We start from the raw sequence: 25,571 nt of genomic DNA, 5'->3' as shown, positions 1-25,571 counted from the left end.
ACTAGAAAATGGCATTTAAAGACAATGCAGTTGAATTAGAAGAACGCGTAGTTGCTGTCAACCGTGTTACAAAAGTTGTTAAAGGTGGACGTCGTCTTCGTTTCGCAGCTCTTGTTGTTGTTGGTGACCACAACGGTCGCGTAGGATTTGGTACTGGTAAAGCTCAAGAAGTTCCAGAAGCAATCCGTAAAGCAGTAGATGATGCTAAGAAAAACTTGATCGAAGTTCCTATGGTTGGAACAACAATCCCACACGAAGTTCTTTCAGAATTCGGTGGAGCGAAAGTATTGTTGAAACCTGCTGTAGAAGGTTCTGGAGTTGCCGCTGGTGGTGCAGTTCGTGCCGTTGTGGAATTGGCAGGTGTGGCAGATATTACATCTAAATCACTTGGTTCTAACACTCCAATCAACATTGTTCGTGCAACTGTTGAAGGTTTGAAACAATTGAAACGCGCTGAAGAAGTTGCTGCCCTTCGTGGTATTTCAGTTTCTGATTTGGCATAAGAAAGGGGATAAAATGGCTCAAATTAAAATTACTTTGACTAAGTCTCCAATCGGACGCATTCCATCACAACGTAAAACTGTTGTAGCACTTGGACTTGGCAAATTGAACAGCTCTGTTATTAAAGAAGATAACGCTGCTATCCGTGGTATGATCACAGCAGTATCTCACTTGGTAACAGTTGAAGAAGTAAACTAATGAATTTTTAGGGGATGTGCACTATACCATCCCCTAAAACTAGATATAGTCATCTATGATGACGTCGTATAGGCGAGTTGATGGGGGAGACAACCTTTTCTCCCTTATCGGCGCTAGCATTTTACAAAAGAGGAGAAAATAAAAATGAAACTTCATGAATTGAAACCTGCAGAAGGTTCTCGTAAAGTACGTAACCGCGTTGGTCGTGGTACTTCATCAGGTAACGGTAAAACATCTGGTCGTGGTCAAAAAGGTCAAAAAGCTCGTAGCGGTGGCGGAGTTCGCCTTGGTTTTGAAGGTGGACAAACTCCATTGTTCCGTCGTCTTCCAAAACGTGGATTCACTAACATCAACGCTAAAGAATACGCAATTGTGAACCTTGACCAATTGAACGTCTTTGAAGATGGTGCTGAGGTTACTCCAGTTGTTCTTATCGAAGCAGGAATTGTTAAAGCTGAAAAATCAGGTATTAAAATTCTTGGTAACGGTGAGTTGACTAAGAAATTGACTGTGAAAGCAGCTAAATTCTCTAAATCAGCTGAAGAAGCTATCACTGCTAAAGGTGGTTCAGTAGAAGTCATCTAAGAGAGGTGACCTATGTTTTTTAAATTATTAAGAGAAGCTCTTAAAGTCAAGCAGGTTCGATCAAAAATTTTATTTACAATTTTTATCGTTTTGGTCTTTCGTATCGGAACTAGCATTACAGTTCCTGGGGTGAATGCCAATAGCTTGAATGCTTTAAGTGGATTATCCTTCTTAAACATGTTGAGCTTGGTCTCAGGGAATGCCCTAAAAAACTTTTCGATTTTTGCCCTAGGAGTTAGTCCTTATATCACCGCTTCTATTGTTGTCCAGCTCTTGCAAATGGATATTTTACCCAAGTTTGTAGAGTGGGGAAAACAAGGGGAAGTAGGCCGAAGAAAATTGAATCAAGCCACTCGTTATATTGCTCTAGTTCTCGCTTTTGTGCAATCTATCGGGATTACAGCTGGTTTTAATACCTTGGCTGGAGCTCAATTGATTAAAACTGCTTTAACTCCACAAGTTTTTCTGACGATTGGTATCATCTTAACAGCTGGTAGTATGATTGTCACTTGGTTGGGTGAGCAAATTACAGATAAGGGATACGGAAACGGTGTTTCCATGATTATCTTTGCCGGGATTGTTGCCTCAATTCCAGAGATGATTCAGGGCATCTATGTGGACTACTTTGTGAACGTCCCAAGTAGCCGTATCACTTCATCTATCATTTTCGTAATCATTTTGATTATTACTGTATTGTTGATCATTTACTTTACAACTTATGTTCAACAAGCAGAATACAAAATTCCAATCCAATATACGAAGGTTGCACAAGGTGCTCCATCTAGCTCTTACCTTCCATTGAAGGTAAACCCTGCTGGAGTTATCCCTGTTATCTTTGCCAGTTCCATTACTGCAGCGCCTGCGGCGATTCTTCAGTTTTTGAGCGCTACAGGTCATGATTGGGCTTGGGTAAGGGTAGCACAAGAGATGTTGGCAACCACTTCTCCAACTGGTATTGCCATGTATGCTTTGTTGATTATTCTCTTTACATTCTTCTATACGTTTGTGCAGATTAATCCTGAAAAAGCGGCAGAGAACCTACAAAAGAGCGGTGCCTATATCCATGGAGTTCGTCCTGGTAAAGGTACAGAAGAATATATGTCTAAACTTCTTCGTCGTCTTGCAACTGTTGGTTCCCTCTTCCTTGGTGTGATTTCCATTTTGCCGATTGCAGCTAAAGATGTATTTGGTCTTTCTGATGTTGTTGCCTTTGGGGGAACAAGTCTTTTGATCATTATCTCTACAGGTATTGAAGGAATCAAGCAATTGGAAGGTTACCTATTGAAACGTAAGTATGTTGGTTTCATGGACAGAACAGAATAAAAGTATTTACTGAATCAGTAATTACTGAGGGAGTGGAGGTTTAACTCTAACATTTGTGAGAGTTTGGTCTCCCCTCTTCTATTTTGTTTTTAAATAGGAGTGAAAAGACTTTTTGCTTCTATTTAAAAATAAAATAAGGAGATCAAATCATGAATCTTTTGATTATGGGCTTACCTGGTGCAGGTAAGGGAACTCAAGCAGCAAAAATCGTAGAACAATTCCATGTTGCACATATCTCAACAGGTGATATGTTCCGCGCTGCAATGGCAAATCAAACTGAAATGGGTGTTCTTGCTAAGTCATACATTGACAAGGGTGAATTGGTTCCTGACGAAGTTACAAATGGAATCGTAAAAGAACGTCTTTCACAAGATGATATTAAAGAAACAGGATTCTTGTTGGATGGTTACCCACGTACAATCGAACAAGCTCATGCTTTGGACAAAACATTGGCTGAACTTGGCATTGAACTAGAAGGTGTTATCAATATTGAAGTGAATCCTGACAGCCTCTTGGAACGTTTGAGTGGCCGTATCATCCACCGTGTAACTGGAGAAACTTTCCACAAGGTATTTAACCCACCAGTTGACTATAAAGAAGAAGATTACTACCAACGTGAAGATGATAAGCCTGAGACAGTAAAACGTCGTTTGGATGTGAATATTGCTCAAGGAGAACCAATCATTGCTCACTACCGCGCCAAAGGTTTGGTTCATGACATCGAAGGTAATCAAGATATCAATGATGTCTTCTCAGATATCGAAAAAGTATTGACAAATTTGAAATAAAGCGTTTTTCACACTTGCAAAAATCCGCTACAAATGTTATACTAAGATAGTCTGACTTATAATTGTTGTCTCTGTGTCTAGAGGCATCGAATCGAAATTTATGGAGGTGCTTTTGCGTGGCAAAAGACGATGTGATTGAAGTTGAAGGCAAAGTAGTTGATACAATGCCGAATGCAATGTTTACGGTTGAACTTGAAAATGGACATCAGATTTTAGCAACAGTTTCTGGTAAAATTCGTAAAAACTATATTCGTATTTTAGCGGGAGATCGTGTTACTGTCGAAATGAGTCCATATGACTTGACACGTGGACGTATCACTTACCGCTTTAAATAATCGAAAAACTTGGAGGGATAAGAAATGAAAGTAAGACCATCGGTCAAACCAATTTGCGAATACTGTAAAGTTATTCGTCGTAATGGTCGTGTTATGGTAATTTGCCCAGCAAATCCAAAACACAAACAACGTCAAGGATAAGATAGAAAGGAGAAAACATGGCTCGTATTGCTGGAGTTGACATTCCAAATGACAAACGCGTAGTAATCTCATTGACTTATGTTTATGGTATCGGACTTGCAACATCTAAGAAAATTTTGGCTGCTGCTGGAATCTCAGAAGATGTTCGTGTACGTGATCTTACATCAGATCAAGAAGATGCTATCCGTCGTGAAGTGGATGCAATCAAAGTTGAAGGTGACCTTCGTCGTGAAGTAAACTTGAACATCAAACGTTTGATGGAAATCGGTTCATACCGTGGTATCCGTCACCGTCGTGGACTTCCTGTCCGTGGACAAAACACTAAAAACAACGCTCGCACTCGTAAAGGTAAAGCTGTTGCGATTGCTGGTAAGAAAAAATAATATAGGAGGTAAAAGTCTTGGCTAAACCAACACGTAAACGTCGTGTGAAAAAGAATATCGAATCTGGTATTGCTCATATTCACGCTACATTTAATAACACTATTGTTATGATTACTGATGTGCATGGTAATGCAATTGCTTGGTCATCAGCTGGTGCTCTTGGTTTCAAAGGTTCTCGTAAATCTACACCATTCGCTGCTCAAATGGCTTCTGAAGCTGCTGCTAAATCTGCACAAGAACACGGTCTTAAATCAGTTGAAGTTACTGTAAAAGGTCCAGGTTCTGGTCGTGAGTCAGCTATTCGTGCGCTTGCTGCCGCTGGTCTTGAAGTAACAGCAATTCGTGATGTGACTCCAGTGCCACACAATGGTGCTCGTCCTCCAAAACGTCGCCGTGTATAATCATCGCATTACACTGCTTTTCGTTTAAGAGGGAGTAACTAAATGATCGAGTTTGAAAAACCAAATATAACAAAAATTGATGAAAATAAAGATTATGGCAAGTTTGTAATCGAACCACTTGAACGTGGCTACGGTACAACTCTTGGTAACTCTCTTCGTCGTGTACTTCTAGCTTCTCTACCAGGAGCAGCTGTGACATCTATCAATATTGATGGTGTGTTACATGAGTTTGACACAGTTCCAGGTGTTCGTGAAGACGTGATGCAAATCATTCTGAACATTAAAGGAATTGCAGTGAAATCGTACGTTGAAGACGAAAAAATCATCGAACTGGATGTTGAAGGTCCTGCTGAAGTAACAGCTGGTGACATTTTGACAGATAGCGATATTGAAATTGTAAATCCAGATCATTATCTCTTTACAATCGGTGAAGGTTCTTCTCTAAAAGCGACTATGACTGTTAACAGTGGTCGTGGATATGTACCTGCTGATGAAAATAAAAAGGATAATGCACCAGTTGGAACACTTGCTGTAGATTCTATTTATACACCAGTTACAAAAGTCAACTATCAAGTGGAACCTGCTCGTGTAGGTAGCAATGATGGATTTGACAAATTAACCCTTGAAATCTTGACAAATGGAACAATTATTCCAGAAGATGCTTTAGGGCTTTCAGCACGTATTTTGACAGAACATCTTGATTTGTTTACAAATCTTACTGAGATTGCTAAGTCAACTGAAGTGATGAAAGAAGCTGATACTGAATCTGACGACCGTATTTTGGATCGTACGATTGAGGAACTGGACTTGTCTGTGCGTTCATACAACTGTTTGAAACGTGCCGGTATCAATACTGTGCATGATTTGACAGAAAAATCTGAAGCAGAGATGATGAAAGTACGAAATCTTGGACGCAAGAGTTTGGAAGAAGTGAAACTCAAACTCATTGATTTGGGTCTTGGATTAAAAGATAAATAAAGGAGGAATACATGGCTTACCGTAAACTAGGACGCACTAGCTCACAACGTAAAGCAATGCTTCGCGATTTGACAACTGACCTTTTGATCAACGAATCAATCGTGACAACTGAAGCTCGTGCTAAAGAAATCCGTAAAACTGTTGAAAAAATGATTACTCTAGGTAAACGTGGTGATTTGCATGCACGTCGTCAAGCAGCTGCTTTCGTACGTAATGAAATCGCATCTGAAAACTATGATGAAGCAACTGATAAGTACACTTCTACTACAGCACTTCAAAAATTGTTCTCAGAAATCGCACCTCGTTATGCTGAACGTAATGGTGGATACACTCGTATCCTTAAAACTGAACCACGTCGTGGTGATGCAGCGCCAATGGCGATCATCGAATTAGTATAAAATCATCAATTTTGTTGAGTGTTATGATGATGGAGTCTTGTGCTCTTAGTCTAGCTCTGGTCTACCGCTAGGATTTCGGTCCTAGCGGGAACACTCATCATAAGTTGGGATAGTAGACGCTTGTTTACGAAATTGTTTTTTGCTTAAGAACAACTTCGTAAGCAGGCGTTTTTGAGTATTTTAGTTAGAATTATGCTATACTATTTGAAAAGAATCCTGTTTAATGTTCAGGTTTCCTAATTAAAAGAAGAATTGGAGTTTGCTTATGAAAGCGATTATAACTGTTGTTGGTAAAGATAAATCTGGAATTGTTGCAGGTGTTTCTGGCAAAATTGCAGAATTAGGTTTGAATATTGACGATATTTCTCAAACTGTTTTGGATGAATATTTCACGATGATGGCTGTCGTCTCTAGCGATGAAAAGCAGGATTTTACTTATCTTCGTAATGAATTTGAAGCTTTTGGGCAAATTTTGAATGTGAAAATCAATATTCAGAGTGCAGCGATTTTCGAAGCTATGTATAATATCTAGGAGGTTATCATGGATATTAGACAAGTTACTGAAACCATCGCCATGATTGAGGAGCAAAACTTCGATATCAGAACTATTACCATGGGGATTTCCCTTTTGGACTGTATTGATCCAGATATCAATCGTGCTGCGGAGAAAATTTATCAAAAGATTAGGACCAAGGCGGCTAAATTAGTGGCTGTTGGCGATGAAATTGCAGCTGAGTTGGGAATTCCTATCGTTAATAAGCGTGTATCGGTGACTCCTATTTCTCTGATTGGGGCTGCGACAGATGCGACGGACTATGTGGTTCTGGCAAAAGCGCTTGATAAGGCTGCGAAAGAAATCGGTGTGGATTTTATTGGTGGTTTCTCTGCCTTGGTACAAAAGGGGTACCAAAAGGGAGATGAGATTCTCATCCATTCTATTCCTCGCGCTTTGGCTGAGACGGATAAGGTTTGCTCGTCAGTCAATATCGGTTCAACCAAGTCGGGTATCAATATGACGGCTGTGGCAGATATGGGACGTATTATCAAGGAAACTGCTAATCTATCAGATATGGGAGCGGCCAAGTTGGTTGTATTCGCTAATGCTGTTGAGGACAATCCATTTATGGCGGGTGCCTTCCATGGTGTTGGGGAGGCAGATGTTATCATCAATGTCGGAGTTTCTGGTCCTGGTGTGGTGAAACGTGCCTTGGAAAAAGTTCGTGGACAGAGCTTTGATGTAGTAGCCGAAACGGTCAAGAAGACTGCCTTTAAAATCACTCGTATCGGTCAATTGGTTGGTCAGATGGCCAGTGAGAGACTGGGTGTGGAGTTTGGTATTGTGGACTTGAGTTTGGCGCCAACTCCTGCGGTTGGAGACTCTGTAGCACGTGTCCTTGAAGAAATGGGACTAGAGACAGTTGGTACGCATGGAACGACGGCTGCCTTGGCTCTCTTGAACGACCAAGTTAAGAAGGGGGGAGTTATGGCCTGCAACCAAGTTGGTGGTTTGTCTGGTGCCTTTATCCCTGTTTCAGAGGATGAAGGAATGATTGCTGCAGTGCAAAATGGCTCTCTTAATCTGGAAAAACTAGAAGCTATGACGGCTATCTGTTCCGTTGGTTTGGATATGATTGCCATTCCGGAGGATACACCTGCTGAAACCATTGCGGCTATGATTGCGGATGAGGCTGCAATTGGTGTCATTAACATGAAAACAACGGCTGTTCGTATCATTCCTAAAGGAAAAGAAGGCGATATGATTGAGTTTGGTGGCCTATTAGGAACTGCGCCTGTTATGAAAGTCAATGGGGCTTCGTCTGTTGATTTCATCACTCGTGGAGGACAAATACCAGCACCAATTCATAGTTTTAAAAATTAAGAAAATAGGAGAAATTTTAAGTTCTATTTAAGGTTGGCTGTGTATACTATAATCATTAAATAAAGACCTCCTAATATTATTTGAAACAGATAATACTGATTTAGTTTGAATTTGATTTTCATCTAATATCTTTATTTAATGAACTCCTAAACTTTTTCATAATAATCTCCTGCAAAAGTCACCTGTCTGGGTGGCTTTTGTTTTATCATCCATGATATAATAGAAGCAAACGGAGGACGGAAAATGGTAAAAGTACGATTGTATTTGGTACGTCATGGCAAGACTATGTTTAACACGATTGGTCGCGCGCAAGGTTGGAGCGATACTCCCTTAACAGCTGAAGGTGAGCGAGGGATTCAAGAATTAGGAATCGGTTTGCGAGAATCTGGTCTACAGTTTGAGCGCGCTTATTCGAGTGATTCTGGTCGTACCATTCAGACAATGGGAATCATCCTTGATGAACTTGGCTTGCAGGGGAAAATCCCTTATCGCATGGACAAGCGTATCAGAGAATGGTGTTTCGGTAGTTTTGATGGAGCCTACGATGGCGATCTTTTCATGGGTATTATTCCTCGTATCTTTAATGTGGACCACGTTCATCAATTGTCTTATGCTGAACTGGCTGAGGGCTTGGTAGAGGTCGATACAGCTGGTTGGGCTGAAGGTTGGGAAAAACTCAGTGGTCGAATCAAGGAAGGTTTTGAAGCAATTGCCAAAGAAATGGAAGAACAAGGTGGGGGCAATGCTCTTGTCGTCAGCCACGGAATGACCATTGGAACCATTGTTTATCTGATCGATGGTATGCATCCACATGGTCTTGATAATGGTAGCGTGACGATCCTTGAATATGAGGACGGCCAGTTTAGCGTAGAAGTTGTCGGCGACCGTAGTTACCGAGAATTAGGACGTGAGAAGATGGAAGAGGCCTCTATTTAATCAGTCCAGACTTATACTCTTCGAAAATCTCTTCAAACCACGTCAGCTTCGCCTTGCCGTATGTATGGTTACTGACTTCGTCAGTTTCATCTACAACCTCAAAACCATGTTTTGAGCTGACTTCGTCAGTCTTATCTACAACCTCAAAGCAGTGCTTTGAGCAACCTGCGGCTAGCTTCCTAGTTTGCTTTTTGATTTTCATTGAGTATTACTTTCTATGAGCTAGGGATTTGATAAGAATATCAAGATAAGAAAAACAGCCGAAGGTAATCCTTTCGGCTGTTTTTGATGGGGAAAACTAAAGTGTAATGCTATTGCTTTTAGAGATTTTCATAAACAAGAGTAAGGAAGCTACTGTTAGAATAGTCAAGATAGTTGACAAGGCTGCCGCAACACCGTAATTTCCTCTGAGAACCTCTGTATAAATAGCTACAGTCATTGTTCTTGTTTTGACATTGTAGAGGAGGATAGAAGTAGAGAGTTCTGAAATCATTGTGACCCAAGATAGGATGGCTCCAGAAATAATACCAGATAGCATCATTGGAGTTGTAATCTTGGCAAAGGTATTGAGACGACTACTTCCTAAGCTCTCAGCGGCTTCTTCAATACTTGGTGCTATTTGTTGTAAGCTAGCAACAGATGAGCGAATAGTATAAGGCAATCTTCTGACAGATAGGGACATAATCAAAATGAAAGCTGTCCCTGTAATCATAAGAAATCCACTTCCAAATAGACCAGTATTGAAGGAAGAAATGAAGGCAATCCCTAGAACGGTTCCTGGTACAATATAAGGTACCATACTGAGGCTGTCAATTAAGTTTGTAAACAAATTCCGTTTTCTAACGGCTAGGTAGGAGATAAATGTTGCGAATAGGACAACTAGGACTAAGGCAATCAAAGGGATACGAATGGTATTGAAAATAGCAGAGCCCATACGATTGAAAGCGACCTTGTAACTGTTTAGAGAATAGCCTTTGACAAATACCATACCTGATGTTTTTAGGAAAGAAGTATAAATCAAGTAGACTTGAGGTAAAACAGAGATAAAGATAATTCCGTAGACTGTTGCATAAATGGCAGCCATTTTTCCTTTTGTAGTTTTTTTAGGCTCAATTGGATGGAGCGAATTCATGCTGAAACTGTAGCGGTTTGCAATGTGTTTTTGGATAAGGAAAATTGTCAAGGCAATGATAATCGCCATAATTGCTAAAGCAGATGCAAAAGCAGAATTTCCTCCAACCTCGCTAATAAATTGGGTATAAATCAAGACGGGGAAAGTCCGATATCCTTCACCAATTAACATCGGCGTTCCAAAATCTGAGAATGCTCTCATAAATACAAGCAAGGCAGCAGCTAGTAAGGTTGGAACTAGGAGAGGTAAAACAACCGTTACGATACGCTTAAATCCGAAGGACCCCATGCTTTCAGCGGCTTCAAGTAGAGAATTATCAATACTTTTCATTGTCCCAGCAACATACAGAAATACCAGTGGGAATAGCTGCAGAGTAAAGACAAGTACAATTCCTTTGAATCCATAAATATCGATAGCTGGAAGATGAAGGGTATTTGTCAGGAATTTAGTGATGACCCCATTTCGTCCCAGCAAGAGAATCCAGGAGTAGGCTCCCACGAAAGGAGCTGACATGGAAGCAATGATAATCAATATTTGTAGAAATTTCTTTCCCTTGAAGTCATACATGGAAAAGAGATAAGCTAATAGGGTTCCTACAACTAAGGAAGTGACAGTAGCGGTAATGGAAACCTTGAAACTGTTGACGAGTGTCTCAGAATAGTAGGCTTTACTAAAGAAAGTGACAAAATTAGCTAGTGAAAATTGTCCCTCATGTATGAGTGCTTGCTTGAGCACGGTAACGATAGGATAAACCAGAAAGACAAGATAGGTAAGAAAGATGAAGAAAGAGGAGGCTGTCCAAATATTTAGTTTTTTACGTTCCATGGTTGACTCCTTTTATCAGGTTTTGGGAACCATCTGCAGAAAAGACGTTTAATTTTTGAGTATTGATTCGTAGACGAATACGATCGCCTTTTTGTAGATCTTCTTCAAAAGTTGATTCTTCGCTAACTTGAATTTTTGAGGCAAACCCTGTTTCGATGAAGTATTCAGTATTCAGTCCAAGATAGACGCTATCGCTAATAATTCCTTCAATATCTCCAGATTCATCTTTGATAAACTCTTCAGGACGAATGCTTACATGAATAGCTTGTTCCTCAGCCTGATCAAGAGCTGGCATTCGAAGAGCATAGCCATCTGAAAAGACGATATAAGCGCCGTCGCTCCGTTTTTCAAGAGTGGCAGGGATAATATTTGTGCGTCCGATAAAGGTTGCTACAAACTCATTAGCTGGTTTATGATAGAGTTCTTTTGGTCGGCCGATTTGTTGGATGACTCCGTCTTTCATAACAGCAATTTGGTCTGAAATAGCCATAGCTTCTTCTTGGTCGTGGGTCACATAGACGGTTGTAATTCCCACTTCGTGTTGGATTTCTCGAATGGCTTGACGCATATCCAAGCGAAGTTTGGCATCTAGGTTACTAAGCGGCTCGTCCATGAGGAGAACACTTGGATTAACAGCTAAGGCACGTGCCAAGGCGACACGTTGTTGTTGTCCCCCACTGAGTTTATCGGGCTTTCGATCCGCATATTGAGCAATTTGCATGAGTTCAAGATACTTATTGGTTTGTTGAATCAATTCTTCTTTTGGAACCTTCTTTTGCTTGAGACCAAAAGCAACATTATCTCGGACAGTCAAATGTGGGAAAATAGCGTAGTTTTGGAAAACCATTCCGATATTGCGTTTGCTGGGTTCCATATTATTGATTTTTGTATCATCGAAGTAAAATTCTCCACCTTCGATACTGTTGAAACCTGCAATCATACGAAGAAGGGTCGTTTTCCCACACCCTGAAGGCCCAAGAAGGGTAAAGAGACTTCCTTTTGGAATTGTAATGTTCAAATTCTCAATAACAGGGACATCGTGGTAGATTTTTTTGGCGTTAATAATTTTGATCTCACTCATAGTGAACCTCTTTTACTGTTTAGATTGGATATCTGTAAAGACTTCGTTGTATTTCTTAACGATATCTGATTTATTCTTGATGACATAATCATAATCTTCAGTGAGTGTTTTGATTTTGTCAATTGGTTTCATGTTTTCGCTTGTTTTAGCATTTTTACGAACAGGACGATTAGTAGTGGTTGTACCAAGTGTATCTTGTACTTCTTGAGAGATAATAAAATCGATAAATTTCTTGGCATTTTCCATATTTTTCGCTTTTTTAACGATAGCAGCACTAGCAGGTAGGAAGACGGTTCCTTCTTTTGGATAGACTACCTTGATATTAGCTCCGTCATTTAAGAGTTTAACTGCTGGATCTTCATAAGAGAGACCAACAGCCATTTCTCCGTCAGCGACTGCTTTATAGACACCAGATGAGCTTGATCCGATTTTACCATCAATAAGTGTGAAGAGATCTTTTACATAAGACCAAGCTTTATCGTCTTTGTAACCACCTTGAGCTTGTAGCATATTTGTTAATTGAGCAAAGGCGCTAGAAGAGTTTGCTGGGTCAGCAGTTGCGATTTTTCCTTTTAGTTCAGGTTTGAGAAGGTCGCTATATCCTTCGATGTTCATGCCTTTCGTTAAATCAGGATTGACGATTAAAACACTACCATCTAGTGTATAAGGAGTAGAGTAGCCGGTTGTGTTTTGATATTCTTTGATAACATTATCATTTTCTTTTGAAGTATAGTTTTCAAAGAGTTCTCCGTGGGTAGCATATTGTGTATAAGAACCACCAAAGATGACATCAGCTACAGGAGCTTCTTTTTCTGACTCTAGTTTTTTGAAAAGTTCTCCAGTACCAGCTTGAATCAGTTCTACTTTGATACCATATTTTTCTTCAAAGGCAGGAATAGTTGCTCCGATTAAGCCCTCTGAGTTTGGTGAATAAACGACTAGCGAACCGCCGTCTCCTTTATCAGATGAACCGCCGTCGGCAGATTCATTAGAAGAACAAGCAGCAAGACCAAAAAGAGCTAGTCCGCAAGCAGCATAATACATCCATTTCTTTTTCATGATGGATACCTCCGTTGTGTTATTTAAGTTTATTTTAAAACAGTGTAAGCGTTTTTAAAACCGACAATTCTATTCTATTAGAGTAAAATTCTCTACAAAAAGAAGAATAGCTTATTTTACTATTCTTCCGAGTGATTTCAATTCTTTTGGAGAAATATGGAGATACTTTTTAAAAACTTTGGCAAAATATTTATAGTCTGAAAATCCAACTTGATCAGAGATGTCGCTTAGAGGGGAGTTGGGAGATTCAGACATCTTATCTATAGCTTGTTTCAGGCGATATTGTAAGATATATTCATTTAGCGTCATGGGGAAGTCTTCTTTGATAACCTTATATAGATAGCTTTCGCTATAGTTTAAAGCTTCAGCAATAGTCGCAATCGTAAAATGCTCTGCATAATGCTTGTGGACAAAGGAAATAATTTGTTGAATGATTTGGTTTTGTGTATCAACCTGTTGGATAGAGGTGAGTAAAGTTTGATATTCTTCTAAAAAAGGAGTTTCTTGATAGGTGCTACCTTGTAATCGCAAAACAATGTTTTGAAGACATTCTGTCAATTCCTTGGTATCAATTGGCTTGGATAAGAAATCAACTGCTCCATATTGCATGGCTTTTTTGGCATTTTGAAAATCGTTATAACCTGATAAGATAACTTTTTCATAGGGAAGGGTACGAGTGGCTTCGAACATCATAAAAGCATCCATAATTGGCATTGTGATGTCTGTTAAGACAATATGAGGTTCTTTTTCTTGGATGAGTTTCATTCCCTCTTGACCGTGACTAGCAGTTCCTACGACTTGGATACCCAAGGCAGAGTAGTCTACGGCAATCTCTAGCCATTTTCGGATGAGGTGTTCGTCTTCTACGATAATGAGCTTAAACATGAGTTAGTCCTTTCGTTATAAATTTGACCCAAGTTTCTCCATGACGATTGACTCCTAGATCTAGCTGGACATCAGAAAAGAAATTGCTCAATCGTTTGTAGCTGTTCACGATGCCATGCTGGGTATGAGGGCTTTCTAAAGAGTCTAAAATAGCGAGTCGCTCTTGTTTGGTGAGTCCTCCAGCATTATCCTTGACTAAAAAAGTTAGAGAATCTGCTTCCAAGGTAATTTGGATATCTATATGAAGATCAATACGGTATTGCATCCCATATTTTATAGCATTTTCTACGAGAGGAAGCAAGAAAAGTTTAGGAATAGGCTGATTATCGACAGTTTCTGGGCAGACAATATCATAGGAAAAGTGCTCGAAACGAATCTTATGAATCATCAGGTAATCCTCTATAATCTTTAAATCCTGACAAATGGTTGTTTCTTTTTCTAAATCGGTGATACTGTAGCGAAGAATGCGCGTGAGGTTTTGAATCAGATCTTGTGTGAGGGCGGCATCCATTAAAGAAGTAATTTTAATTGTCTCAAGTGTATTGTAGAGAAAATGAGGATTGAACTGAGCTTCCAGCATTTTTCTTTCAAAAATCCACTTTTCTTTTTCTATGGTCAACATTTTTTGATGAAGTTGATCTAATTCGTACAACATATTGTTGATTTTTTCTGCCATAAACTCAAACTCATCACCTGTTTGTAGAGAAAGCCTTTTTTCTGCTTGTTTGGGAATTTCTTGAAGTTGGTAAACCAAACTTTCAATAGGAACAGCGTTGTGTGTCGCAATTTTATGAGCAATTCGTCTTGCTTGCCAGAAGTAGAGGAAGAATATACATAAGGTGAGGACGGAGGCTAGGCCGAGTAAGCTAGGAATGGGAAAGAAGGATTGAAAAGTATAGATTGAAAAAATAGCACCGACTTTTTCTTTTTGAACAATAAGCGGTTCATTCGCATACCAGTGGGTGCGAGAGTGTAGGAGCTTTTCATCCAATTTTTCAAGAGTGGAACGAGTAAACTGATTTGTATTGTTGGAAAACATATTTCCAAAGCTATCGGTAATGATGTATTTGGAATTGATCATTGGGAAACTTGAGATGAAATCATTCTCATTTACGAAAGCAATAGTATAGGCTTTAACTCGTTGGTTTTGAAGTAGTGGTTTGATAAAGAGTGTGTAATGTTGCTTGTCTGAAGATAGTGCAATTTTTTCTGTAACTTTATCTTGAGAAGGATTTTGAATGAGCAGTTTTAGATAGTAGGGTGATAAAATACTTTCTTGATGATTGCGATTGGTACTAAATAGTAATTCACCTGTATCACTTAGGATAATGAGGTCGGAACTAAGTTTTAATTTAGCTTTTGTCTCGTAGAATAAGCTAAAGACTTCTCGCTCTGTGTGTTTGCCATCCAAAAATCCAAGAATCATTTTATGGTTCATGGTAGTCAGGAGCTCATTATTTGCTTCTTTCATTTCTTGAACCTGTTTTACAATCTGTCTCGTATCTTTGGAGAGTTGCTGCTTTTGTAAAAAATAGGAAAAACCAAAAAGTAAAATGAGTAGTAAGAGTGAGGTCACAAAGGCTGCGATAGAGCTTCTATGGAGAATTTCTTTTTGGAGAGATTTTTTAAAGGAATGAGACATCCGCTACCTCCTTGGAAGGGTTTTCTGTTATAAGTATAGCAGTTTAAAAATTTTAGAGCAAGGTAAAATAGAAAAGTATAGAATAGAACGAGACCAAATTCCCTCAAAAATGGTATAATAGTAACATCACAAAATTGGAGAGAGACCATGAGTTTTTACAATCATAAAAAAATTGAGCCTAAGTGGCAAGGCTACTGGGCAGAACATCATACCTTTAAGACAGGAACAGATGCATCAAAACCGAAGTTTTATGCTCTCGATATGTTCCCTTATCCGTCTGGAGCGGGTCTGCACGTAGGACACCCAGAAGGTTACACCGCAACCGATATCCTCAGCCGTTACAAACGTGCGCAAGGCTACAATGTCCTTCACCCAATGGGTTGGGATGCTTTTGGTTTGCCAGCTGAGCAGTATGCTATGGATACAGGTAATGACCCAGCAGAATTTACAGCTGAAAATATTGCCAACTTCAAACGCCAAATCAATGCGCTTGGATTTTCTTATGACTGGGATCGTGAAGTTAACACAACAGATCCAAACTACTACAAGTGGACTCAGTGGATTTTCACTAAGCTTTACGAAAAGGGCTTGGCCTATGAAGCGGAAGTGCCAGTAAACTGGGTGGAAGAATTGGGAACAGCCATTGCCAACGAAGAGGTTCTTCCTGACGGAACTTCTGAGCGTGGAGGCTATCCAGTTGTCCGCAAACCAATGCGCCAATGGATGCTCAAAATCACTGCCTATGCAGAACGTCTGCTTAACGATTTAGATGAACTTGACTGGCCAGAGTCTATCAAGGACATGCAACGCAACTGGATTGGGAAGTCAACTGGTGCCAATGTAACCTTTAAAGTTAAGGGAACAGACAAGGAATTCACCGTCTTTACCACTCGTCCTGACACCCTTTTCGGTGCGACTTTCACTGTATTGGCTCCTGAGCATGATTTGGTTGATGTTATCACAAGCCCAGAGCAAGCAGAGGCTGTAGCAGACTACAAACACCAAGCCAGCCTTAAATCAGACTTGGCTCGTACAGACCTTGCCAAGGAAAAAACAGGAGTTTGGACTGGTGCTTATGCTATCAACCCTGTTAATGGCAAGGAAATCCCAATCTGGATTGCGGACTATGTGCTTGCTAGTTACGGGACAGGTGCGGTAATGGCTGTTCCTGCCCATGACCAACGTGACTGGGAATTTGCCAAACAATTTGACCTTCCAATCGTAGAAGTGCTTGAAGGTGGAAACGTAGCAGAAGCTGCCTACACAGAAGATGGCCTTCATGTCAATTCAGACTTCCTAGATGGACTCAATAAAGAAGACGCTATTGCCAAGATTGTGGCTTGGTTGGAAGAGAAAGGTTATGGACAAGAGAAGGTTACCTACCGTCTCCGCGACTGGCTCTTTAGCCGCCAACGTTACTGGGGTGAGCCAATTCCAATCATTCATTGGGAAGATGGAACTTCGACAGCTGTTCCTGAAAATGAATTGCCACTTGTCTTGCCTGTAACCAAGGACATCCGTCCTTCAGGTACTGGTGAAAGTCCGCTAGCTAACTTGACCGACTGGCTTGAAGTGACTCGTGAAGATGGCGTCAAGGGTCGTCGTGAAACAAACACCATGCCACAGTGGGCTGGTTCAAGCTGGTACTACCTTCGCTATATTGACCCGCACAATACTGAGAAATTGGCTGATGAGGACCTCCTCAAACAATGGTTGCCAGTAGATATCTACGTGGGTGGTGCGGAACATGCTGTACTTCACTTGCTTTATGCTCGTTTCTGGCATAAATTCCTCTATGACCTCGGTGTCGTTCCAACTAAGGAACCATTCCAAAAACTCTTTAACCAAGGAATGATTTTGGGAACAAGCTACCGTGACCACCGTGGCGCTCTTGTGGCGACTGACAAGGTTGAAAAACGTGACGGTTCTTTCTTCCATGTGGAAACAGGAGAGGAGTTGGAGCAAGCGCCAGCTAAGATGTCTAAATCCCTCAAGAACGTTGTTAACCCAGACGACGTGGTGGAACAATACGGTGCCGATACCCTTCGTGTCTATGAAATGTTCATGGGCCCACTTGATGCTTCGATTGCTTGGTCAGAAGAAGGTCTGGAAGGAAGCCGTAAATTCCTTGACCGTGTTTACCGTTTGATTACAAGTAAAGAAATCCTTGCGGAAAACAATGGCGCTCTTGACAAGGTTTACAACGAAACAGTCAAAGCTGTCACAGAACAAATCGAATCATTGAAATTCAACACAGCCATTGCCCAACTTATGGTCTTTGTCAACGCGGCTAACAAGGAAGACAAGCTCTATGTGGACTACGCCAAAGGCTTCGTTCAGTTGATTGCACCATTTGCACCTCACTTGGCAGAAGAGCTCTGGCAAACAGTTGCAGCAACTGGCGAATCTATCTCTTATGTAGCTTGGCCAACATGGGACGAAAGCAAATTGGTTGAAGACGAAATCGAAATCGTCGTTCAAATCAAAGGAAAAGTTCGTGCCAAACTCATGGTCGCTAAAGACCTATCACGCGAAGAATTGCAAGAAATTGCTCTCGCTGATGAAAAAGTCAAAGCAGAAATTGACGGTAAGGAAATCGTGAAAGTGATTGCGGTACCGAATAAACTGGTTAATATCGTTGTAAAATAAGATAGAAATCCTTCAGAGTAGAATCTGGGGGATTTTTTGAATCTTCTTATGAAAGTATGATATACTATGGGCAACTATAAAGTTTGAAAAGTGAAATAAGGAGAATAAGATGCCAGTAAATGAATATGGTCAGATGATTGGGGAGTCAATGGAAGGTTATACATCCGGTGCACTGCCTTCTATTGATTTCTTAGAAGGGCGTTATGCTAGGGTAGAGGCTCTTTCAGTGGAAAAGCATGCGGAGGATTTATTAGCTGTTTATGGCCCGGATACTCCTGAGGAGATGTGGACCTACCTCTTTCAGGAGCCAGTGGCAGATCTGGAGGAACTGGTCAGCCTTTTAAATCAGATGTTAGCTCGTAAGGACCGTTTTTATTATGCAATCATAGACAGGTCAACTGGTAAGGCTTTAGGAACTTTTTCTCTCATGCGTATTGACCAGAATAATCGAGTAATAGAAGTGGGAGCTGTCACTTTTTCTCCAGAGCTCAGGGGGACACGGATAGGGACAGAAGCCCAGTATCTACTGGCTTGCTATGTCTTTGAAGAGCTTAACTATCGTCGTTATGAGTGGAAATGCGATGCTTTAAATCTGCCATCCAGACGAGCAGCGGAACGTTTGGGCTTTATTTATGAAGGAACCTTCCGCCAGGCAGTGGTTTATAAGGGGCGTACGAGGGATACGGATTGGTTGTCTATGATTGATAAGGACTGGCCTCAAGTCAAAGCTCGTTTGGAAACATGGTTGCATCCTGAAAACTTTGATAAAACTGGGCAACAATACAAGAGCTTGAGAGAACTTTAAGAGGTGTTGAGATGATTACTATTAAAAAGCAAGAAATTGTCAAGCTAGAGGATGTTTTGCATCTCTATCAGGCTGTCGGTTGGACAAATTATACAAATCAACCTCTGATGCTGGAGCAGGCCTTATCTCATTCATTAGTAATTTATCTGGCACTTGATGGCGATACTGTGGTGGGCTTGATTCGTTTGGTTGGAGATGGTTTTTCATCAGTTTTTGTACAGGATTTGATTGTTTTGCCTAGCTATCAGCGCCAAGGGATTGGTAGCTCCTTGATGAAAGAGGCTTTAGAAAATTTTAAAGAGGCCTATCAAGTCCAGCTGGTGACAGAAGAGACAGAAAAAAACGTGGGATTTTATCGTTCTATGGGCTTTGAAATCTTATCCACCTATGACTGTACAGGAATGATTTGGACGAATCGAGAAAAATAACAAAACTTGTTTTTTCTTAAGCAAAGTTTAAGGATGGTCTAGTATCATATAGTCATTAAATAAAGACCTCCTAACTTTATTTAATGAAATCCTAAAACTTTTTTTTCATCATAATCTCCTAATGAAGTCACCTAATCAGGTGACTTTTTTGTGGGGTGAGGTGATGCTGATAGAAATTTTTAAAAAATGCTAGAATTTGAGAAAAGTTAAGCTAGTTTTAAGCTTTGTCTTGTATCATATAGTTATTAAATAAAGACCTCCTAACTTTATTTAATAAAATCCTAAACTTTTCTTTTTCATAATAATCTCCCTTAACTCCACCCAATCAGGTGGAGTTTTTTGGCTCTATTTCAGGCTTTTGGGGACTATTCTAAAAATCATTTTTCGATATTTTTCGATATTTTTCGGATTTTGGTCGGGGAATTGGCGGGGACTTTTTTAGGAAATATGACTAAGAAATAGGTTTGCTGTTACTTCAGCTACTTCAAACTCAATTTGATTGTAAGTGACTGTTAATTGAAGGACTGGAACTGCTGTAATAATGATTTTGCTTGTCCAGTAGTGGCGTATTAAATGAGAAGTGACATGTAAGATTGTCTCTTCGTTTACTAAATCAAAATTTCTATGAAATTGATAGAATCCCTAATTTTCTCTTAAACTTGAAAGTCTTGTTGTACGGCGGTTAAAGATGATGTAAAACATTGACAAAATGTGTGAACTGTGGGATAATAAAAAGAAATTGAGTACTAGTTCTATATCATAGGCTAGAAAAGACCCCAAGCTCACGACCAAATAAGCTTGAGGTCTTTTTTGACACTATTTGTCCTTGTTTAGCCATTTATCGACTAATCGAAGAACGACACCGACCACAATTGGTCCGATGATAGTTTTGAGTACTAATTCCATCATGGGCTATCTCACCTCCTTTCGTAGGCGGTGTAGCAGTGCCGTAGAATATTAGACCACATAAGTGCTAAACTCGGGAGTCGCCCAATCAGGCGGAGTTTTTTGGCTCTATTTCAGGCTTTTGGGGACTATTCTAAAAATAATTTTTCGATAACTTTCGTTTAGTTATTGGATATGGGTTAAAGCTTGACAAGCTAAATAGATGAGGATGTAAAGTTTTGACAAATTTTGTGAACTATGGGATAATAAAAGGGAATTAAGTATTGTGTCTATATCATAGGCTAGAAAAGACCCCAAGCTCACGTCCAAATAAGCTTGGGGTCTTTTTGACACTATTTGTCCTTGTTTAGCCATTTATCGACTAAGCGAAGAACGACACCGACCACAATTGGTCCGATGATAGTTTTAAGTATTGTATCCATCATGGGCTATCTCACCTCCTTTCGTAGGCGGTGTAGCAGTGCCGTAGAATATTATACCACATACGTGCTAAACTCAGGAGTCACCCAATCGGGTGGCTTTTTTGTTTGTGGCTTGGTTTTTTGATATAATAGAGCCATGAGTAGAATTTTAGATAATGAGATAATGGGGGATGAGGAGTTGGTAGAACGCACGCTCCGTCCTCAGTACTTACGTGAATATATTGGGCAGGACAAGGTCAAGGATCAGCTCCAAATCTTTATCGAAGCTGCCAAAATGCGGGATGAAGCGCTGGATCATGTCCTCTTATTCGGGCCTCCAGGCTTGGGGAAAACGACCATGGCTTTTGTTATTGCCAACGAACTAGGTGTCAATCTCAAGCAGACTTCGGGTCCAGTCATTGAAAAAGCCGGAGATCTGGTAGCTATTTTGAATGACTTAGAACCTGGGGATGTCCTCTTTATTGATGAGATTCATCGTTTGCCCATGTCGGTGGAAGAGGTGCTTTATAGTGCCATGGAGGACTTTTATATCGATATCATGATTGGTGCTGGTGAAGGTAGTCGCAGTGTTCATTTGGAGTTACCACCTTTTACCTTGATTGGTGCGACGACTCGGGCTGGTATGCTCTCAAATCCACTACGGGCACGTTTTGGGATTACAGGTCATATGGAGTATTATGCTCATGCTGATTTGACGGAAATTGTTGAGCGGACGGCAGATATTTTTGAGATGGAAATCACTCATGAGGCAGCATCTGAGTTGGCCTTGCGTAGTCGAGGTACTCCTCGTATTGCCAATCGCCTCCTCAAGCGCGTGCGCGATTTTGCCCAGATTATGGGGAATGGGGTTATCGATGATGTTATTACGGATAAGGCTTTGACCATGCTGGATGTTGACCATGAAGGTCTGGACTATGTGGACCAGAAAATCCTTCGTACCATGATTGAGATGTACGGTGGTGGCCCTGTCGGATTAGGAACTCTTTCTGTTAACATAGCAGAAGAACGTGAGACAGTTGAAGACATGTATGAGCCCTACTTGATTCAAAAAGGCTTTATCATGCGGACGCGGTCTGGACGGGTGGCGACTGCTAAGGCATATGAGCACTTAGGTTATGAATACAATGAAAAATAAGCAAGAAATTCTAGAGGCTTTTAGAAAAAATCCAGATATGATGGCTATTCTGACGATCATCCGAAACCTTGGTCTGAAAGACTCGTGGTTGGCAGCAGGTTCTGTCAGAAATTTTATTTGGAATCTCTTGTCAGACAAATCCCCTTTTGACTGTGAAACAGATGTAGATGTGATTTTCTTTAATCCAGATATTTCTTATGAGGAAACCTTATTACTGGAGAAAAAGCTACGAGAGGATTCTCCTCAGTACCAGTGGGAATTGAAAAATCAGGTCTATATGCATCAGCACAGTCCTCACACTGCTCCCTATACCAGTTCCCGTGATGCTATGAGTAAGTATCCAGAACGGTGTACGGCAGTTGGACTGCGCTTGAATGAAGAATCCGATTTTGAACTCTATGCACCTTATGGTTTGGAGGATATTTTGAATTTTCAAGTTCGTCCAACTCCTCATTTCTTAGAAAATGAAGACCGAATGGAACTTTATCGAACACGTCTATCCAAGAAAAATTGGCAGGAGAAATGGAAAAATTTGATTTTTAAAAATACTTAAGGAAACTTTAAGCTAAGAAGTGTATACTAAGTTCATAAGTTAAGAAGACCTTAACTTAAACTCCTAAAACTTTTTCATAATAATCTCCCTATAAAATAAAGTCGCCCAATCAGGCGGCTTATTTTTTTGGAAATGGGCTTTGTGCCTGAGAATAATACTCAATGAAAATCAAAGAGCAAACTAGGAAGCTAGCCGCAGGTTGCTCAAAACACTGTTTTGAGGTTGCAGATAGAGCTGACGTGGTTTGAAGAGATTTTCGAAGAGTATAAATAGCTTAGTGATAGAAGAAAATAGGGAAATATGGTATAATGAAACGATAGATTTTTGAATAGGAATAAGATCATGTTTGGATTTTTTAAGAAAGATAAGGCTGTGGAAGTAGAGGTTCCGACACAGGTTCCTGCTCATATCGGCATCATTATGGATGGAAATGGCCGTTGGGCTAAAAAACGTATGCAACCGCGAGTTTTTGGACATAAGGCGGGCATGGAAGCATTGCAAACTGTGACCAAGGCAGCCAACAAACTAGGCGTTAAGGTTATTACGGTCTATGCTTTTTCTACAGAAAACTGGACACGTCCAGATCAGGAAGTCAAGTTTATCATGAACTTGCCAGTAGAGTTTTATGATAATTATGTCCCGGAATTGCATGCGAATAATGTTAAGATTCAAATGATTGGGGAAACAGACCGCCTACCTAAGCAAACCTTTGAAGCTCTGACTAAAGCTGAGGAATTGACTAAGAACAACACAGGTTTGATTCTTAATTTTGCCCTCAACTATGGTGGACGTGCTGAGATTACACAGGCTCTTAAGTTGATTTCTCAGGATGTGTTAGATGCCAAAATCAACCCAGGTGACATCACAGAGGAATTGATTGGCAACTATCTCTTTACCCAGCATTTGCCTAAGGAGTTACGAGACCCAGACTTGATTATCCGTACTAGTGGAGAATTACGTTTGAGCAATTTCCTTCCATGGCAGGGAGCCTACAGTGAGCTCTATTTTACGGACACCTTGTGGCCTGATTTTGACGAGGCGGCCTTGCAGGAAGCCATTCTTGCCTACAATCGTCGTCATCGCCGATTTGGAGGAGTTTAGGAGGAAATATGACACAGGATTTACAGAAAAGAACCTTGTTTGCAGGGATGGCCCTGGCTATTTTCCTACCAATTTTAATGATTGGAGGACTCTTGCTTCAGATAGCAATTGGAATCATAGCCATGCTAGCCATGCATGAACTTTTGAAGATGAGAGGTCTAGAGACCATGACTATGGAGGGCCTCTTAACCCTCTTTGCAACCTTTGCTTTGACCATTCCCTTGGAGAATTACCTGACTTTTTTGCCAGTTGATGGAAATGTGGTTGCCTATAGTGTGTTGATTTCAATCATGTTAGGAACGACTGTTTTTAGCAAGTCTTATACGATTGAGGACGCTGTTTTCCCTCTTGCTATGAGTTTCTATGTGGGCTTTGGTTTTAATGCTCTATTAGATGCTAGAATTGCAGGTTTAGATAAGGCACTATTAGCCTTGTGTATTGTTTGGGCGACAGACAGTGGTGCCTATCTTGTTGGGATGAACTATGGTAAACGAAAATTAGCTCCGACAGTTTCTCCAAATAAAACCTTTGAGGGTGCCTTGGGTGGTATTTTAGGTGCGATTTTAGTAACCATCATCTTTATGATAGTTGACAGTACAGTTGCTCTTCCGTATGGAATTTACAAGATGTCAATCTTTGCTATTTTCTTTAGCATTGCTGGACAATTTGGTGATTTACTAGAAAGTTCGATCAAGCGTCACTTTGGTGTCAAGGATTCTGGGAAATTTATCCCTGGACATGGTGGTGTTTTGGATCGTTTCGATAGTATGTTGCTTGTATTTCCAATCATGCACTTGTTTGGACTCTTTTAATCAAAAGATGGAGGAAACACTATGCTCGGAATTTTAACCTTTATTCTGGTTTTCGGGATTATTGTAGTAGTGCACGAGTTCGGACACTTCTACTTTGCCAAGAAATCAGGGATTTTAGTACGTGAATTTGCCATCGGTATGGGACCTAAAATCTTTGCTCACATTGGCAAGGATGGAACGGCCTATACCATTCGAATCTTGCCTCTGGGTGGCTATGTCCGCATGGCCGGTTGGGGTGATGATACAACTGAAATCAAGACAGGAACGCCTGTTAGTTTGACACTTGCTGATGATGGTAAGGTTAAACGCATCAATCTCTCAGGTAAAAAATTGGATCAAACAGCCCTCCCTATGCAGGTGACCCAGTTTGATTTTGAAGACAAGCTCTTTATCAAAGGATTGGTTCTGGAAGAAGAAAAAACATTTGCAGTGGATCACGATGCAACGGTTGTGGAAGCAGATGGAACTGAGGTTCGAATTGCACCTTTAGATGTTCAATATCAAAATGCAACTATCTGGGGGAAACTCATTACTAATTTTGCAGGCCCTATGAACAACTTTATCTTAGGTGTCGTTGTTTTCTGGATTTTAATCTTCATGCAGGGTGGTGTCAGAGATGTCGATACCAACCAGTTCCATGTCATGCCCCAAGGGGCCTTGGCTAAGGTGGGAGTACCAGAAACGGCACAGATTACCAAGATTGGTTCACATGAGATTAGCAACTGGGAAAGTTTGATTCAGGCTGTGGAATCAGAAACCAAAGATAAGACGGAACCGACTTTGGATGTGACGATTTCTGAAAAGGGTAGTGACAAACAAGTTACGGTTACACCCGAAGAAAGTCAAGGCCGTTACCTTCTAGGTGTTCAACCGGGGATTAAGTCAGATTTTCTATCCATGTTTGTAGGTGGATTTACAACTGCTGCTGACTCGGCCCTCCGAATTCTCTCAGCACTGAAAAATCTGATTTTCCAACCGGATTTGAACAAGCTAGGTGGACCTGTTGCCATCTTTAAGGCAAGTAGTGATGCCGCTAAAAATGGAATTGAGAACGTCTTGTACTTCTTGGCAATGATTTCCATCAATATCGGGATTTTTAATCTTATTCCGATTCCAGCTCTGGATGGTGGTAAGATTGTGCTCAATATCCTAGAAGCCATCCGCCGCAAACCATTGAAACAAGAAATTGAAACCTATGTCACCTTGGCCGGAGTGGTCATCATGGTTGTCTTGATGATTGCTGTGACTTGGAATGACATTATGCGACTCTTTTTTAGATAATCGAGGAAT

Annotated in this window: 30 protein-coding genes; 22 read left to right on the top strand and 8 right to left on the bottom strand. The window is 40.5% G+C overall.

Translation table 11 applies throughout. The features are described from left to right. Positions 1-8: 8 nt before the first annotated feature. The 14 genes from rpsE (at position 9) to HWX15_RS03765 (ending at position 8,846) form a co-directional block, all read left to right on the top strand. A complete protein-coding gene (gene rpsE, locus HWX15_RS03830; RefSeq protein ID WP_000874202.1) occupies positions 9-503 on the top strand; it encodes a 30S ribosomal protein S5 in 495 nt (164 codons plus the stop codon). A gap of 13 nt (positions 504-516) precedes the next feature. Beyond that, the gene (gene rpmD, locus HWX15_RS03825; protein ID WP_000057241.1) at positions 517-699 is read left to right on the top strand and encodes a 50S ribosomal protein L30; all 183 of its coding nucleotides are present in this window, start codon (positions 517-519) and stop codon (positions 697-699) included. Positions 700-843: 144 nt separating this feature from the next. After that, positions 844-1,284, top strand: a complete 441-nt coding sequence (gene rplO / locus HWX15_RS03820; RefSeq protein WP_000766087.1) for a 50S ribosomal protein L15 — start codon at positions 844-846, stop codon at positions 1,282-1,284. Positions 1,285-1,296: 12 nt separating this feature from the next. Next, positions 1,297-2,607: a preprotein translocase subunit SecY gene (secY, locus tag HWX15_RS03815; protein ID WP_049511466.1), complete on the top strand. Its 1,311-nt coding sequence runs from the start codon at positions 1,297-1,299 to the stop codon at positions 2,605-2,607. A 149-nt stretch (positions 2,608-2,756) separates the two neighbouring features. After that, entirely contained in the window at positions 2,757-3,395 is a 639-nt protein-coding gene (locus HWX15_RS03810) for an adenylate kinase (RefSeq protein ID WP_001050436.1), read from the top strand. Positions 3,396-3,511: 116 nt separating this feature from the next. After that, positions 3,512-3,730, top strand: a complete 219-nt coding sequence (gene infA, locus HWX15_RS03805; protein WP_001029883.1) for a translation initiation factor IF-1 — start codon at positions 3,512-3,514, stop codon at positions 3,728-3,730. A 24-nt stretch (positions 3,731-3,754) separates the two neighbouring features. Then, on the top strand, positions 3,755-3,871 hold the full coding sequence (rpmJ, locus tag HWX15_RS03800) for a 50S ribosomal protein L36 (protein WP_001808836.1): 117 nt from the start codon (positions 3,755-3,757) through the stop codon (positions 3,869-3,871). A gap of 17 nt (positions 3,872-3,888) precedes the next feature. Continuing rightward, entirely contained in the window at positions 3,889-4,254 is a 366-nt protein-coding gene (gene rpsM, locus HWX15_RS03795) for a 30S ribosomal protein S13 (RefSeq protein ID WP_000090781.1), read from the top strand. 17 nt (positions 4,255-4,271) lie between these two features. Further along, a complete protein-coding gene (rpsK, locus tag HWX15_RS03790) occupies positions 4,272-4,655 on the top strand; it encodes a 30S ribosomal protein S11 (RefSeq protein WP_001118385.1) in 384 nt (127 codons plus the stop codon). A gap of 42 nt (positions 4,656-4,697) precedes the next feature. Continuing rightward, complete coding sequence (locus HWX15_RS03785; RefSeq protein WP_000568988.1) at positions 4,698-5,633, top strand: DNA-directed RNA polymerase subunit alpha; 936 nt, start codon at positions 4,698-4,700, stop codon at positions 5,631-5,633. Positions 5,634-5,644: 11 nt separating this feature from the next. After that, on the top strand, positions 5,645-6,031 hold the full coding sequence (rplQ, locus tag HWX15_RS03780; protein WP_000331493.1) for a 50S ribosomal protein L17: 387 nt from the start codon (positions 5,645-5,647) through the stop codon (positions 6,029-6,031). Between the two features lie 265 nt (positions 6,032-6,296). After that, the gene (locus tag HWX15_RS03775) at positions 6,297-6,563 is read left to right on the top strand and encodes an ACT domain-containing protein (protein ID WP_000644123.1); all 267 of its coding nucleotides are present in this window, start codon (positions 6,297-6,299) and stop codon (positions 6,561-6,563) included. Between the two features lie 9 nt (positions 6,564-6,572). Further along, complete coding sequence (locus HWX15_RS03770; RefSeq protein WP_175880329.1) at positions 6,573-7,910, top strand: PFL family protein; 1,338 nt, start codon at positions 6,573-6,575, stop codon at positions 7,908-7,910. Positions 7,911-8,153: 243 nt separating this feature from the next. Then, positions 8,154-8,846 (top strand): histidine phosphatase family protein, encoded by a 693-nt coding sequence (locus tag HWX15_RS03765; protein WP_175880328.1) that lies wholly within the window; start codon positions 8,154-8,156, stop codon positions 8,844-8,846. Here the strand turns inward: HWX15_RS03765 and HWX15_RS09875 are convergent. The 6 genes from HWX15_RS09875 to HWX15_RS03735 all read right to left on the bottom strand — a co-directional run bounded on the left by HWX15_RS09875 (position 8,839) and on the right by HWX15_RS03735 (position 15,470). Beyond that, entirely contained in the window at positions 8,839-9,048 is a 210-nt protein-coding gene (locus tag HWX15_RS09875; protein WP_254867334.1) for a hypothetical protein, read from the bottom strand. The genes HWX15_RS03765 and HWX15_RS09875 overlap by 8 nt on opposite strands. A gap of 96 nt (positions 9,049-9,144) precedes the next feature. Beyond that, positions 9,145-10,803 carry an ABC transporter permease gene (locus HWX15_RS03755; RefSeq protein ID WP_175880327.1) on the bottom strand — a complete coding sequence of 553 codons (1,659 nt, stop codon included), beginning with the start codon at positions 10,801-10,803 and terminating at the stop codon, positions 9,145-9,147. Beyond that, positions 10,793-11,884 carry an ABC transporter ATP-binding protein gene (locus HWX15_RS03750; RefSeq protein WP_050142599.1) on the bottom strand — a complete coding sequence of 364 codons (1,092 nt, stop codon included), beginning with the start codon at positions 11,882-11,884 and terminating at the stop codon, positions 10,793-10,795. The genes HWX15_RS03755 and HWX15_RS03750 overlap by 11 nt, the downstream gene beginning before the upstream one ends. A gap of 12 nt (positions 11,885-11,896) precedes the next feature. Next, positions 11,897-12,943 (bottom strand): ABC transporter substrate-binding protein, encoded by a 1,047-nt coding sequence (locus tag HWX15_RS03745; RefSeq protein WP_000731166.1) that lies wholly within the window; start codon positions 12,941-12,943, stop codon positions 11,897-11,899. Between the two features lie 111 nt (positions 12,944-13,054). Beyond that, positions 13,055-13,828 carry a response regulator transcription factor gene (locus tag HWX15_RS03740; RefSeq protein WP_175880326.1) on the bottom strand — a complete coding sequence of 258 codons (774 nt, stop codon included), beginning with the start codon at positions 13,826-13,828 and terminating at the stop codon, positions 13,055-13,057. After that, the gene (locus HWX15_RS03735) at positions 13,821-15,470 is read right to left on the bottom strand and encodes a sensor histidine kinase (protein WP_175880325.1); all 1,650 of its coding nucleotides are present in this window, start codon (positions 15,468-15,470) and stop codon (positions 13,821-13,823) included. Before HWX15_RS03735 ends, HWX15_RS03740 begins: the two co-directional genes overlap by 8 nt. A 147-nt stretch (positions 15,471-15,617) precedes the next feature. On the opposite strand from HWX15_RS03735, the gene leuS reads away from it, so the two are divergent. The 3 genes from leuS to HWX15_RS03720 all read left to right on the top strand — a co-directional run bounded on the left by leuS (position 15,618) and on the right by HWX15_RS03720 (position 19,352). After that, positions 15,618-18,119 (top strand): leucine--tRNA ligase, encoded by a 2,502-nt coding sequence (gene leuS / locus HWX15_RS03730; RefSeq protein ID WP_175880324.1) that lies wholly within the window; start codon positions 15,618-15,620, stop codon positions 18,117-18,119. A gap of 109 nt (positions 18,120-18,228) precedes the next feature. After that, positions 18,229-18,924, top strand: a complete 696-nt coding sequence (locus tag HWX15_RS03725; protein WP_175880323.1) for a GNAT family N-acetyltransferase — start codon at positions 18,229-18,231, stop codon at positions 18,922-18,924. An 11-nt stretch (positions 18,925-18,935) separates the two neighbouring features. Continuing rightward, positions 18,936-19,352 carry a GNAT family N-acetyltransferase gene (locus HWX15_RS03720; protein WP_175880322.1) on the top strand — a complete coding sequence of 139 codons (417 nt, stop codon included), beginning with the start codon at positions 18,936-18,938 and terminating at the stop codon, positions 19,350-19,352. Positions 19,353-20,168: 816 nt separating this feature from the next. On the opposite strand, the gene HWX15_RS03715 is transcribed toward HWX15_RS03720, so the two are convergent. Continuing rightward, complete coding sequence (locus HWX15_RS03715; protein WP_000970382.1) at positions 20,169-20,261, bottom strand: type I toxin-antitoxin system Fst family toxin; 93 nt, start codon at positions 20,259-20,261, stop codon at positions 20,169-20,171. Positions 20,262-20,590: 329 nt separating this feature from the next. Continuing rightward, complete coding sequence (locus tag HWX15_RS03710) at positions 20,591-20,683, bottom strand: type I toxin-antitoxin system Fst family toxin (RefSeq protein ID WP_000969509.1); 93 nt, start codon at positions 20,681-20,683, stop codon at positions 20,591-20,593. A 133-nt stretch (positions 20,684-20,816) separates the two neighbouring features. Here HWX15_RS03710 and ruvB point away from each other — a divergent pair, with 133 nt between their 5' ends. The 5 genes from ruvB to rseP all read left to right on the top strand — a co-directional run bounded on the left by ruvB (position 20,817) and on the right by rseP (position 25,562). Continuing rightward, positions 20,817-21,815 (top strand): Holliday junction branch migration DNA helicase RuvB, encoded by a 999-nt coding sequence (ruvB, locus tag HWX15_RS03705; protein WP_009014280.1) that lies wholly within the window; start codon positions 20,817-20,819, stop codon positions 21,813-21,815. After that, entirely contained in the window at positions 21,796-22,368 is a 573-nt protein-coding gene (locus HWX15_RS03700) for a nucleotidyltransferase family protein (RefSeq protein ID WP_175880321.1), read from the top strand. Before ruvB ends, HWX15_RS03700 begins: the two co-directional genes overlap by 20 nt. 342 nt (positions 22,369-22,710) lie before the next feature. Next, on the top strand, positions 22,711-23,469 hold the full coding sequence (locus tag HWX15_RS03695; protein WP_000466722.1) for an isoprenyl transferase: 759 nt from the start codon (positions 22,711-22,713) through the stop codon (positions 23,467-23,469). Positions 23,470-23,477: 8 nt separating this feature from the next. Continuing rightward, entirely contained in the window at positions 23,478-24,281 is an 804-nt protein-coding gene (locus HWX15_RS03690) for a phosphatidate cytidylyltransferase (protein WP_175880320.1), read from the top strand. 21 nt (positions 24,282-24,302) lie between these two features. Then, positions 24,303-25,562, top strand: a complete 1,260-nt coding sequence (gene rseP / locus HWX15_RS03685; protein ID WP_175880319.1) for an RIP metalloprotease RseP — start codon at positions 24,303-24,305, stop codon at positions 25,560-25,562. Positions 25,563-25,571: the final 9 nt, after the last annotated feature.

Source organism: Streptococcus thalassemiae (assembly GCF_903645285.1).
In the GTDB taxonomy this organism is placed as follows: domain Bacteria; phylum Bacillota; class Bacilli; order Lactobacillales; family Streptococcaceae; genus Streptococcus; species Streptococcus thalassemiae.
This window is presented reverse-complemented; position numbering and strand designations above follow the sequence as displayed.